Annotated in this window: 11 protein-coding genes; 2 read left to right on the top strand and 9 right to left on the bottom strand. The window is 39.3% G+C overall.

Going from position 1 to position 13256, the window contains the following annotated elements; genetic code table 11:
* Positions 1-5 precede the first annotated feature (5 nt).
* Positions 6-1181, bottom strand: coding sequence for an efflux RND transporter periplasmic adaptor subunit (locus tag AC5NT5_RS19255; protein ID WP_494513818.1), 1176 nt, complete (start codon positions 1179-1181; stop codon positions 6-8).
* A gap of 119 nt (positions 1182-1300) precedes the next feature.
* Here AC5NT5_RS19255 and AC5NT5_RS19250 point away from each other — a divergent pair, with 119 nt between their 5' ends.
* Positions 1301-2239: a LysR family transcriptional regulator gene (locus tag AC5NT5_RS19250; protein WP_002958690.1), complete on the top strand. Its 939-nt coding sequence runs from the start codon at positions 1301-1303 to the stop codon at positions 2237-2239.
* A gap of 10 nt (positions 2240-2249) precedes the next feature.
* On the opposite strand, the gene AC5NT5_RS19245 is transcribed toward AC5NT5_RS19250, so the two are convergent.
* The 7 genes from AC5NT5_RS19245 to AC5NT5_RS19215 form a co-directional block, all read right to left on the bottom strand.
* Entirely contained in the window at positions 2250-3287 is a 1038-nt protein-coding gene (locus AC5NT5_RS19245) for a GGDEF domain-containing protein (protein ID WP_494513817.1), read from the bottom strand.
* 148 nt (positions 3288-3435) lie between these two features.
* Positions 3436-4407 carry a GTP 3',8-cyclase MoaA gene (moaA, locus tag AC5NT5_RS19240; protein ID WP_494513816.1) on the bottom strand — a complete coding sequence of 324 codons (972 nt, stop codon included), beginning with the start codon at positions 4405-4407 and terminating at the stop codon, positions 3436-3438.
* A 186-nt stretch (positions 4408-4593) separates the two neighbouring features.
* Positions 4594-6885, bottom strand: coding sequence for a xanthine dehydrogenase family protein molybdopterin-binding subunit (locus AC5NT5_RS19235; protein WP_494513815.1), 2292 nt, complete (start codon positions 6883-6885; stop codon positions 4594-4596).
* A gap of 12 nt (positions 6886-6897) precedes the next feature.
* Positions 6898-7386, bottom strand: coding sequence for a (2Fe-2S)-binding protein (locus AC5NT5_RS19230; RefSeq protein ID WP_007582016.1), 489 nt, complete (start codon positions 7384-7386; stop codon positions 6898-6900).
* 199 nt (positions 7387-7585) lie between these two features.
* Positions 7586-8179, bottom strand: a complete 594-nt coding sequence (locus AC5NT5_RS19225; RefSeq protein ID WP_182673593.1) for a nucleotidyltransferase family protein — start codon at positions 8177-8179, stop codon at positions 7586-7588.
* Positions 8173-9201, bottom strand: a complete 1029-nt coding sequence (locus AC5NT5_RS19220; RefSeq protein WP_182681618.1) for an XdhC family protein — start codon at positions 9199-9201, stop codon at positions 8173-8175. Before AC5NT5_RS19220 ends, AC5NT5_RS19225 begins: the two co-directional genes overlap by 7 nt.
* An 84-nt stretch (positions 9202-9285) precedes the next feature.
* Positions 9286-10149 (bottom strand): DUF6279 family lipoprotein, encoded by an 864-nt coding sequence (locus AC5NT5_RS19215; protein ID WP_182671148.1) that lies wholly within the window; start codon positions 10147-10149, stop codon positions 9286-9288.
* A gap of 782 nt (positions 10150-10931) precedes the next feature.
* Here AC5NT5_RS19215 and AC5NT5_RS19210 point away from each other — a divergent pair.
* Positions 10932-11657 (top strand): tetratricopeptide repeat protein, encoded by a 726-nt coding sequence (locus AC5NT5_RS19210; protein ID WP_149593050.1) that lies wholly within the window; start codon positions 10932-10934, stop codon positions 11655-11657.
* 133 nt (positions 11658-11790) lie between these two features.
* Here the strand turns inward: AC5NT5_RS19210 and AC5NT5_RS19205 are convergent, their stop codons facing one another.
* The gene (locus AC5NT5_RS19205) at positions 11791-13185 is read right to left on the bottom strand and encodes a coniferyl aldehyde dehydrogenase (RefSeq protein WP_494513830.1); all 1395 of its coding nucleotides are present in this window, start codon (positions 13183-13185) and stop codon (positions 11791-11793) included.
* Positions 13186-13256: the final 71 nt, after the last annotated feature.

The following is a 13256-nucleotide window of genomic DNA, read 5'->3' as shown; positions in this document are numbered from 1 at the left end:
AAACCTTATTGCTTAGCCACAAGTTGTGCGTTGTCGTTTGACAATGTAAATGCCACACCGCTTGTATCAATTGTTACTGTTTGAGGAGAGATTGGCATACCAGGACCAACGCGAGCAGGACCATTTACTGCAATTACATCACCTTTGCTAAGGCCTGAAGTAACCGCACGTAATGCACCGTAACGCTCACCAATAGTAATTAGTTTGTATTCAAGTACGTTGTTTTCGCCAACGGTTAATACAAAACGATTTTTAAGGTCGGTACCAATTGCACGCTCAGGAATAATAACTTTTTCACTCACTTCATTAGCCGCTAACTTAATGCGTGCAAATGAACCCGCTCGAAGTTGATTACTATCTTCATCAAATACTGCACGAACACGTAATGTGCCCGTTGATGAATTAATTTGGTTATCAATAAAGTTAATGTAGCCTTTGTATGCAAAATCGCTTTGACCGACTTTTTGCATTACAACAGTTTGATGGCTCGCAGCAGTAACATCATTAAAAGAGCTATTCCATGTACGCTCATCAACATCAAAGTAAGCGTACATAGCTTGGTTTGAAACAATCGATGTTAATACGCTTTGACCCGCAAGTACGTTATTACCTTTAGTAATATTTGCACGAGAAATAATGCCATCAATTGGTGATACTACTGACGTAAACTCTAAATCAAGTTCTGCTGAAGTAAGTTGTGCTTGCAGTGCAGAAAGCTGTGCTTCGCGTTGGCGCAGTGTTGAAGTGCGCGCTTGTGCTTGCTCTGTAGAGATTGCCTTACGGTCTAATAAGCGTACCGCACGTTTGTCTTCACTTTTAGCTTGTTCTAGTGCGGCTTCTGCACTTTTAATTTGCGCTTTTAAGCTTGCAACAACCGCTGCAAATGGGCGAGCATCTAATTGAAATAAAACATCGCCTTGTTTAACAACGTCGCCTTCTTTAAATTCAATGCTATCGATGATTCCTGATACACGCGGCATTAAAGCAACTTCTTGTGGAGACTCTAAACGAGTTGTATATGTGTGCCAGCTCTGTACCGGCTTAACAAGCACCTGTGCTACATCAATTGGTTGAAGTTGAAGTTGCTGTGCAGGTGCTGATTGAGCTGTGCTCTCATCAGCACAACCCGCAAGTGTTAAAGAGGCCGCAGTAAGTGCAGCAGCAATTAGATGTTTGTTCATGAAGACGCTCCATTGTTGATTAGCCTCGCATAATACGGATTAAACCCGTGTGTAAAAACCATAGATTTTTAAATTCATTAATGCCAAAATGGCATCAATAGATTGGTTAAGGTGTAATAATGGATACAACAAGTCGACTTTTAATGTTACTTGAAGTAGTTGAGCAAGGCTCTTTTGCTAAAGCTGCAGAAATACGCAACATAGATCGCTCTGTTATATCTAAACAAATTAGCCGTTTAGAGGATGAGTTAGGCGTTAGGTTACTTAACCGAACTACCCGTTCATTTTCGCTCACAGCGGCAGGCGCCGAAATGATCAAAAAAGCCGCTGAGCTTAGAGAGCTGCTCGGCGAAACCGTGCGCATGGCTGAAAACTACCATTTAGAGCCGCGCGGCGTTTTAAAAATCACCTCATCAACACTTATTGGTCGTCGTTATTTACAACCTGTACTTAATGATTTTCAAAAACGCTTTCCGCAAGTAGAAGTTGAACTGCGTTTAGACGATAGATTAGTAGACATAGTCTCTGAAGGATTTGATTTGGCTTTTCGTGTAGGAGAGCCTAAAGACTCGTCACTTATTGCACGTAAAATAGCGCGTAATCGATTATTAATTTTAGCTGCGCCACAGTTTATTGAAACTTATGGTATGCCAAAAACAATGGAAGAGTTAGCGAAATTACCAGCAGCAAGCTATGCCAGTAATTCTATTCGAGTAGAAGCAATAGATTATTACGATAGTAAAGGTGAGCGCTGCGAGCAAAAAATAAAAAGTGTGTTTAGGGCAAATGATGCAGAATCATTGTTAATGAAAACATTGTCGGGCACAACTTACTTTGTCGCCCCTGCATTTATTATTGGTGATGAAATAATACAAGGTAAGTTAGTGCCTTTATTGACCGATGTAAAACTGATGGAGTTTAGCGCGATGTATGCCGTATATCCGCATCGAGATTTACCAGTAAGAACCCGATTATTTTTTGATGCTGTACGCGAGCATTTAGGAAAAGATAAACCGATTTGGGAAAACGGGATCCCTAACTTTGAACAAATGTACTAAGTAGCACGACTTACGCAACAACTGCCTCGTAATCATTTTCTGTTTTAAACTTACAATACACTTTATTGCGACCAAATTGCTTTGCTTTGTATAACTGTTTATCAGCTTGGTTTACAAAGCTTTCCAATGAATTGGTACTTTTAAATTTTGCGACACCAATACTGGTTGTAACATTGATTGCAAGGCCGTCAATGTCAAATGTGGTACTTTCAAAACGTGCCCTTATTTGTTCGGCGGTTTTCAGCGCGGCCTCATCATTTTCAAAAGAGCTAAATAAAGCAAACTCCTCACCGCCGACTCTAAATACATACCCTCTAGCGAGTATAACTCTTAGTAAAGTTGCTACTTCAATAAGCACTTGGTCACCCACACCATGGCCATACTCATCATTAACTTGTTTAAAAAAATCTAAATCGAGTAAGAATAAATATAACTGTGACTTATCTTGTAGTTCTACTTCAAAGTAGTGGTTCATTGAAAGGCGATTGCCTGCACCCGTTAGTGGGTCAAGTAAAGCTAAATTTTTAAGTCGCCTTGAAAAGTGTGAACGACTCCCTTCAAAAACGTGAGAAATCGCCCAAATACTTAAATAAGCACAGAGTAGATTAAGAGATAAGTTAAAAGTCTCAAAGGGGGCAAGCGTAGACTGACTACCTAAAATAAATACTTGGATGACTAATAAATTTGCAGAGAAAATTACACCATATTTTTTACCTAATAGTAGGTAGTACAAAATAGGTAATGCAAACGACCATACATAAACACCGTTACGAGGCGACGCCAAAGATGTACCTAAAATAACAATGGATGTGATAAGTGCGCACATTACAACGGATTGCCAAAACTGTAATGGGCGGCGTATGAGTGTAATGTAAGTAAATATACAATAAATAGAAAAACAGATTTCGATATAGCCAAGCAATGGAAAGTTATTTACGGTTAAATTAAACCCCGCAAATCCAACCGATAAAACACCAAAGCAAAGGCACATTCCTCTCAGAACGTCCTTTCTTAATGATTTAGTGCTATTAAGGGCTGCGATATCCATTCTAATCACTTAATAAAAAATAAAAAGTAAGTTTAACGTGAAAATACAATTTAACAAGCTTTGTTGCTCTAAAACCATGTAAACACACCCTTTTATTGGTGATTTAGGGACACGTTTGGTGTTTTTGTTTACAAATTAGCTCTAACAATTAACCACCTAACATAGATAAATTAGTGGTGATGCCCGTATTACCTTGATGCAAAAGATGAGTTGGCTTTTTAGTTTTAATATAACGAGATAACAATGCCATCAATTCACTATTCGAACTGTCGTTCATATATTCTCTTAGCGAAATACCATCTTCAGAAAACAAACACAAGTGCAGATTTCCTTTTGCTGTAACCCTTAATCGGTTACAGGTACTACAAAAGTCGTTACTGTAAGGCATTATTAAACCAATTCTGCCTTGATAATCAGGATGAGCAAACTCTTGAGCAGGACCTGCTGATGCACTACGCGCAACTTGCTGCCAGCCCGTTTGTAGTAGCTGAGTTTTTAAAACTTGCCCAGAAACATGGTTAGCATCAAAAAAGGCTTTGTTGTCGTTTGTTTGCATCAATTCTATAAAGCGGATGGTGACGGGGCGGTGTTTAACCCAATTTAAAAATGTATCAAACTCTTTTGCGTTATATTGTTTCATCAGCACGCTGTTTATTTTTACCGAATCAATACCCGTTTCAAGCGCAGTATCAATACCTTTCATTACTGAGGTAAATTTGTCATGCCCAGTAATGGTGTTAAACATGCGTGAGTCTAAACTATCAATGCTTACATTAATGGCGTTTAAGCCTGCATCTACCCAGTCATGAATATTCTTATGAAGAGAAAAACCATTGGTAGTCATTGCAATTTTTTTTATGCCCGCAACATCTTTTGCCGCGCGAACAACATCTATAAAGTCTTTTCTAAGGGTTGGCTCTCCGCCAGTGATCCTTACTTTTTCAATACCATGGTGTGCAAACGCTTTAAGTGTATTGCTAATTTCATCAATTGTGAGGAAGCCACGGTCGTGACCGCCCTGATAACCATCTGGTAAACAATAAACACACTTAAAATTACATACATCCGTAATAGACAAACGTAGGTAACTAAACTCTCGCCCTGTTGGGTCGATTAGCATAAATAAACCTTAACTAATATCAACACGTAATAACAACCAAATACCAATTTGCAATAATACTTAATCGTTTAATTAAGCAAACTGGTATAAACAACGCTACCTATTGATACATAAATAATAATTACATAAATATATTTAATAACTTAAAGGGGCAGCATAAAGCATACCCCTTTAATTATTTTTGTTTTACGCTTCTAAGCCTTTTTTAAGTTCGCTTGGCTTCATTGGTAGGTCGCGTAAACGAACGCCTACAGCATTAAACACTGCATTACCAATAGCAGGAGCAACCCCTATCACGCCAGGCTCACCTAAACCAACTGGAAACTCATCGCTTTGTAAAAATTCAATGTCAATATCTGGCACATCTTGCATTCTTAGCGGTAAATAAGTATTAAAGTTAGTCGCAGATACTTGCCCATCTTTATACGTATTTGACTCATGCAATGCAAGGCTGCCGCCCCATAGTAACGACCCTTCAATTTGCGCCAGTGCGCCATCTGGGTGAACTATTAAGCCCGCATCTACAACAACATAAAGCTTTTTAAGCGTTATTTTACCACTATCACGGTTAACATGAACATGCGCTGCGGTTGCAAGCCATGCTGGCATAATACGTTCTTGCCCTGAGCTTACAGAAAAACCAATGCCCTCATCTTTAGCTAATTTAACAGAAGCTACTTTGTCAGACACCGTTTTAAGCACATTACGTAAGCGTAGCGCGCCGCCCACGCTCTCAGGTGCTTTACCCGCTTGCTTGCCTTTACCATCTAACATTTCAATTCTAAATTGAACAGGATCTTTGCCTTGCTTATGGGCAATTTCATCAATAAACGACTCAAGACTCCATGCAATCCAACCTGGCCCTACTGAACGTAACCAACCCGGATTAAAGGTGCTTTGTGCAACTTCGTTATTAATAGCGCGTGCACGATGACTGCTCATGCTATACCAATGATCAGCGCCTGATGCCGAAAATGCATCAAATTTACCTTTGCCATCAACACCCGGTGATAAAAACCCTGGTGCCATAGCTTTAGTAGGCCAACCAGCAGCAAATGCATGTTCCATTCCTGTGAATGTACCATTTTTATCAAACGACGCCGTCATTTTTGCAGCAGATGCAGAGCGAGACTGATCGAATAAACTATCATCTGCCCGTGTAAATACCAGTTTTACTGGTTTACCTACTGCTTTTGCAGTTAGAGCCGCAGGTACAGTCCAATCACCAAATAATCGACGACCAAAACCACCACCTAAATAATAAGGACGAATAATTACTTTGTTTTGTTCTATATCGAGTGCTTTAGCAAGCGCTGGTAACGTAAGTGACTGCCACTGGTTACCTGTATGAATAATCCAATTTCCGTCTTTAAACTCTGCAACCGCATTTAATGGTTCTAGCTGATAATGGCTCGCTGTCGCTGTGGTATACATTGATTCTAACGACTCACTAGCGTCTGCTTGGGTTTTCTTTATATCGCCTTCATCAACAAACAAAGTGCCCGAGTCGCGTTGCTCGCATAATCGCTTACCTTCTTTTTGAATATCAGCTTCAGATATATTTGCCGACTCACCCTTTTTGTAACTCACCTTTAAAGCATCTACTGCTTTAATGGCACTTGGGTAACTATCAGCTAATACAACAACCCAGCCTTGCACTGTGTTACTAGGGTCATTTAAAATTTCATAGCCTTTGTAACCTGTAATTGCTTTTGCTGCACTATCGTCAACGTTTGTTACTGTGCTGCCATAACGAGTTGGTGGAATAACTGGACGCGCGTACAGCATGCCTTTAACTTCTACATCTATCCCATATACTGCTGTACCATTTGTTTTGGCTGGTATATCAAGCGCTTTAAAGTCTTGTTTAAGCCCTGTTAAATGACGTTTATTAGCAGGTTTTAGTGGCAGGTTTGCAACTTCATCACTTGTAAATGTACGATTAAACTCGCCTTTTTTAACTATTTCTGCGTAACTAACCGATTTTTCGCCTGCAATAATATAGCCCTTTTCAGCACGACATTTATCTGCAGTCACGCCGAGCATTTTAGCTCCAGCTTCTATTAATGCAATTCGACCTGCAGCACCGGCTTGAGATAATGGCTTAAAGCTTTGAAATACAGACCACGAACCACCCGTTACCATAAAGCCCCATTTTTCATGAGTATCTACGTAGGTAATTGATACTTTATCCCAATCACATTCAAGTTCATCAGCCACAATACGCGCAAGAGCAGTACCGATATGTTGACCCATTTCAGCTTTAGCAATACTCACTTCTACGGCACCGTCGGTGCTCATAGTCCACCAAATAGTGGGTGAAAAAGCTTGTTGCGCAATTGATTCTTTTGCACTGAGCGAACCCGAAAATAACGCAGGGGCAAACGCCATGACTAAGCCTGCGCTAGCAGTGCCAATCATAAACGAGCGACGATTTAAATTAACGGTTTCGCTATTTTTTTGAAATAATTTTTTCATTATCGGCTCCAGTTAAGCGTCTTGTGCATTTGGATCAAATATATTTACGACACTTTGCGACTCATCTGCAGCGCGTTGAATAGCAGTTTTAATACGTTTATAAGCCATACAGCGACAGTAGTTACCATTCATATGGCTTACTATTTCTTCATCTGAAGGACTTGGATTAGCTGCCAGTAATGTAGCAGCTTGCATTATTTGCCCCGACTGACAGTAACCGCACTGTGGTACTTGCTCTTCAACCCATGCTTTTTGAAGTGGGTGTTCGTTATTAAGCCCTTCAATTGTGGTAATGTTTTTTCCTGCAATAGCGCCAATTGGTAAAACACATGAGCGAGTTGCTTGCCCATCTAAATGCACCGTACACGCACCACACATTGCAATACCGCAACCAAACTTCGTCCCTTTTAATCCAATTTCATCGCGAATAACCCATAACAATGGTGTATCTTCACTTGCGTGTGATTCAACCACCTTGCCATTAATTGTAAACGTCACCATAGCTTGCCCCTTGATTAAGCTTTATAACCTGCGTTTAAATTGTTTAATTTAAACGCAGGTTATAACAGTTAAGATTGTTGTAACTACTAATCCATAACACATATAGTTACCGCATCAGCTACATTAACAGCTAAATACCATAACCACTGCACTATAGCGTTAGCGCAGCTAAAACTTATTTTGCCCTACTAATACTTTTTCACTCATTTTTAGCTATAAAATTACTTAGCTGCTTTTGAGTATCTATGTCTAAACTCGCACTACGTAAACTAATTGTATTGACTACTTCACTGCTGGAGCGCAGTAATTGCTGTGCACCTCTATCTGAAGTTAAGCTTGCAAGCTGAGATAAATCAACCGCTGGGAATATAGCGGGTACGCCTAAACGCTCGCCATAGTTTGCGCACCAGCGCGATGGATTACGTGTAAAACCAGTAACTAGCTCACTTAAGTGCGCTACTTTGAGCTCAACCTGATCCGCAAGCATAAATAAAATCCCATCAAAGGACTTATTTTTAAACACAGTTTGAGAAGCTGTCGCGATTGAATGACCCAAACCTTGGCTCCATTGCTTGTTCTCAATCAGCTCTATGTTTTTATAACCTGCCAGTGCTTGCGCTACTTCTTTATGCCATGCCCCGGTAACTACATACACCGGCGTGTCATCAAGTGCATGCAGTGTATTTACAGCATGCTCAATCATTGTTTTGCCAAAGCCAATATCAGCTGTTAATTTACAGCCGTTAAAGCGAGATGATTGACCTGCGGCTAAAACAACTTTTGCAATTAGCACGCCTCTTGCCCCCAATGGCTTAGCGATTGGGCATTTTTTTCACACAGCACTGCATGTATTTCACTGATCAGCGATAGTGCAATACTCTCTGGCGAGTCGCCGCCTAAATTTAAACCGACAGGCCCAAAAACAGGAGCCTTAATTTGTGATACTCGCGTATTTGCGTGCTCTAAAACTTGTTCACGTCTGTGCTTAGGACCCAATAACCCTATGTATTTAAAAGGAACATCTTTAAATTGAGCCAACGTACTGGCGTCAAGTTCAACGCTGTGAGCCATTAAAATAGTCGCATCGACTTTATCGGTTATGCAATATTCTTTTAACTCACTCGGTGTGATGCGCAAAATAGCATCTGCATTTTTAAAATATTGTCTTTTTGCATTAGCCGCGCGTGTATCCCATACAGTTACACTCCAACCAAGTTGTTTGGCAAATGTATAAACCGGAACTGCATCTGCGCCACCACCTACTATTAATAGGTGAGGCGGTGGATAAATAGAGGTTTGCAAGCACGTAGCGCCTTGTAATTCTACCAACTGCGCTTTGCGGTTCATTGATAAACCATGTAACTCATCATTTTGCGTAAATACACCACTGCCGGCTGGCAAAATCGGGCTTACTTGTTGAAGGTATCGCCCTGGTTTATTCTCATTAAGTGCTTTAGATACGAGCTCTAGCTGTAAATAGTCATTAGCTTTGTGAATGGGCTGCAGTAAAATGTGTACTATGCCCCCACAACCAATGCCAAGTTGAAATGTTAAATCGTCTTCATCGGTGGCATCATAACTAATGGTTTTACTGATTAAACTACTCATTACTTGTTTAGCATGGCGTTGTATGTCAGCTTCTAAACAGCCACCCGAAAGCATCCCCAAGCGCTCGCCTAGGCTCGAAATAAGCATCATAGCCCCTAGCTTTCTGTAACTAGAGCCTTCAATTTTGTACAAAGTAGCTAAAACCCATTCTTGGTTATCCCTGTTGGGATACCAAGTGTTTAAGATACTTTTCAAATCTGTAACCATATATTGCCCTTTAAAAAGCATTTTTGCGTTTAAAAAAAAATCAGCCTAAACAGCTAATTTAAAACTTAATAATTCACGCACAATTTAATTTTCTATTATATCGTTTAAGGTCTCAATTAACTCATCAAATTGATCATTAACGCTTTGGCGTTGTTTATCATTTAGAGTTGAGTTTAATTCGTAGAGTAAATTTATATATAAATCTAAGTTTGCTTCATTGCTTTTCAATAGTGCGTCGCTCATATATAGTTCGCGCTCTTTAATAACTGTACTCAACTGATTTATAAATTCTTTTTTTGTTATTTCAACATTTTCAAATACCTGTTTGGCTGCATTCAAACGGGTTTGTTTGTATTCCAACCACAACATTCCAGAGTCTTGATGTTGCTCATTAGTTGATTTAATCAGCGCTTTTTGTTGTTTATTAAGCTTGCCTATCCACTGCTCGTAGTATTCAAATTGCTCTTCCAAACGCTCACTTTTTCGCTCAAGCGGGGTTTGTTCGTCAAACTCTTCACGTTCGTCGTTAATTTTTATTTGAATATTGTTTAAAAGTTCTTCTCTTTGCTCACTTGATAAGGTTGCCCCAAGCTCTGCTAAAGGCATGTGCGCGTATTCGAGTAAGTTTTGCCAATGCTTTTTAGCAAAAACCACCTGCTCTTTTAACTGATCGTTGCTTAGTGTGTTGTTAAAAAGTGCCTTAATATTTTGAATGTCTTGTTTGTAAGCTGGTAGCTGCGTACTTCTATGCCATGCTTGAGTCGTGTTAATGATCTGTTTGAGCTGCTTATTTTGTGTTTTATTTAAATCAATATAATCATCTACCCAAAATGACGAAAGCCAGCTCAAGTTATTATAAGTAAATGAGGCTGAACAACTACACAAAAATACCATGCTGATAGCAAAGCATGCATTTATCACTTTTTTAGTTTTTAGATTATTAAGCATCACTTTCCTTATTTAAAATTTTATACTCATGAAAATCTTATTTGATAATAATTATCATTTAAGTATTGACTTGCGCGCTAATCTAACTAATAATCATTATCAGAAACAAAGTGTACCGACCTCAGTGCCTATGGAAGGGTATTCAGCAAGGATGCTGACACATTAAAAGAAGAACGTGCCGCTTCGTGGTATTACTTACTCGACCCAAGTAATAACACCAAATATCACATTTACTTGCTACATTGCTCATATTAGTGACGGTTAATATGACTCAAAAAAGCCCTAACGGGCTTTTTTTATATATTTAAATTTTCTATAAAATCTGTATCTTACACTTCTTAAACTCATTTACTTACCTTGAAAGTCCACCGCGCTGTTATTTACATTTTATACGCACGATCTTATAAGGTGCCACCTTGCGTTTACACTAAAGCTGGCGTAAAACATAACAGTAGACACCCTTTTTTGCATCTATTTATAGTAACCGATCTAGTCTTTACATAAATGTATTGGGTATTAAACGTTTATAATGTGCAAATAGTGCAAAAATTTAATAAATTAGCATTTAACTATGGCCTGTTGAACTTTTAGGATTAAAATTTGTTCTATCTAGGCGCTATTTAATCGCCGCGCAAAGTTTGTAGCTTAGTAAGCTCATTAAAAAACCGAGCAGCAAAGAGCAAACCGCCTCAAGCGCGAGCCTAAATAGCAGTGGATGTTTAATCTAAAAAATGTACTGGCTCTAAAATCTATCGAAACTATTACTAATTGGAGACATTAATATGTCACAGTTTAATTTAAAAGCACTCGTTCTTGCTGGCGTTTTACTTGCCAGCCCTTTTGCTCATGCAACATTAGAAGATGGCATAAGAGCAGCTAACGAAGGTGAATTTGCAGTCGCCCTAAAAGAATTCCAATACCTAGCAGACAAAGGCTTTGCGCCAGGAATTTACGAGCTAGCTAAATTATACGAAGGTGGGTACGGTGTAACACGCGATTACCGCAAAGCTGCTGCACTTTATCAGCAAGGCGTTAAAAAGAACCATGCTGATTCGATGTTTGCTCTAGCGGTTTTATACGACGAAGGTAAAGGCGTAAAGCTTGATCACCAAATGGCTGTTACTTTATTTGAAAAAGCAGCCAAGAAGAATCTACCTGCAGCTCAATTTAATTTGGGCGTAATGTACGCCAATGGCGTGGGTGTTACACGAGACTATGAAGCGGCACGTAACTGGTACGAAAAAGCAGCTGCAAACAATTACTCTTTAGCGCAATTTAATTTAGCCCTCATGTATTTTGAAGGACTAGGTATGCCAAAAGATCTAGAAAAGTCATATATTTGGAATACTATCGCTGAGTACAACGGTAATATGCAAGCGAGTCATAGCCGTAAACTTGATGAGCGTAAAATGCTGCCTAAAGAAATTGAAGAAGCTAAAGAAAAAGCCGATGCCATTTATGCAAAAATACAAGTGGGTACTTATGCTGGCGAAGGTCGCTTATTTTAAAGTCTTATTTTAAAGTTTAAGACCTTAGTTTGAAACTAATCTAAAAAGGCTGAATTACATAACGTAATTCAGCCTTTTATATATCTTGATTAGCAAGTTAACACTTATTCAACTTTACCAAATCAGCACCCTATTATTTTATGTAAAGCCACTTTAGAAGCTTAATAATAAGTTTGCTTTGTTTTAGTAGCATAACAATGCGAGGATTAAACGAGCCCGATACTAACGTATTTTTAGCATGGCTAAACGTTAAAAACCCTTCTATACCATGATAATGCCCCATTCCTGAATGCCCTACACCACCAAAAGGAGCATCGTCAGCAGTAACTTGTACTAAGGTGTCGTTTATTGCCACAGTGCCACTGATTGTTTGCTTCATAATATATTCTTGAGCGTGCTTATCTTGGCCTAAAATATAAAGCGCTAATGGGTGCTGATGAGCTTTAATATAGTCAATTGCGCTGTCGAGCTTTTCATAACTCATTATTGGTAGTATTGGACCAAATAACTCATCTTGCATAAGCTGCATTTCGTCAGTTACTTGAGTCACTAAATGCAGCCCCATACGATGCTTTTGCTCGTCTTGCTGGTTTTGCTCAAGTGGCTTAATAATGTTTGCGCCAAGCTCTTGGGCTTGCTCTAAGTAGGTTGCTAAACGTTTATAGTGTGCATCGCTAATAATAGAGGTTAAGTTTTTACCTTCAACACCGTCTTTAAAATGCTTTTTATACAGCTCGCATAATTGCTGAATAAGCTGATGTTCAAGCTCTTTGGGTACTAATACGTAGTCAGGTGCAACGCATATTTGCCCTGCGTTGGCCATTTTGCCAAACAGTAAGGCTTGTGCCGCTTGTTTAATATCGGCATTTTGCATAATAATAACTGGCGATTTACCACCGAGTTCAAGCGTTACCGGCGTTAAATTACGACTCGCTGACGCCATTACTAATTTACCTACGTTCGTAGAACCCGTAAATAATAAATGAGCAAATGGCAGTGATGAAAACTGTGCTGCAACATCACTCCCCCCTAGTATTATTTTACAATGAGCTTGCAGATCATCTTTAAAGATTTTTTCGATAACGGCGTTTGTATGAGGTGTGAATTCGCTTAATTTAAGCATCACTCTATTACCGGCAGCTATGGCGGTAAGCACAGGTACTAACGCTAACTGAATAGGGTAATTCCACGGTGCAATAATACCAACCACACCTTTGGGCTGATAATTAACACTTACTTTTGAAGGCCATAAGCTTAAACCCACAGAGCGATTACTTGGCTTTGCCCATTTTGGCAGTTTTTTAATAATGTGCGCGAGTGTTTGCACTGTAGGCAATATATCGCCAAGTAAAGTATCGAAAGCGGTTCTGTAACCAAAGTCTTTTGAAGCAGCATCTACTAGCTCTTGCTCAAGTTCAACAATACGTACACGGAGTTTTTTCAATAAAACGAGACGTTTATCAATTGGCAAGTAAGGCGTTTCGAGAAAGCTTTTTTGCAATTCATCAAACTGGGGAATTAAAGGCATTACCTGTGATGTCTCAGTGCTCAAAATAGGTTACTCAATTTTTAAAGTTATTAACGACTATAACCTTGTTC

This window comes from Pseudoalteromonas sp. J2K-J599 (genome assembly GCF_059295115.2).
The sequence above is the reverse complement of the archived record's forward strand: the minus strand, read 5'-3'. Positions and strand labels throughout refer to the sequence as shown.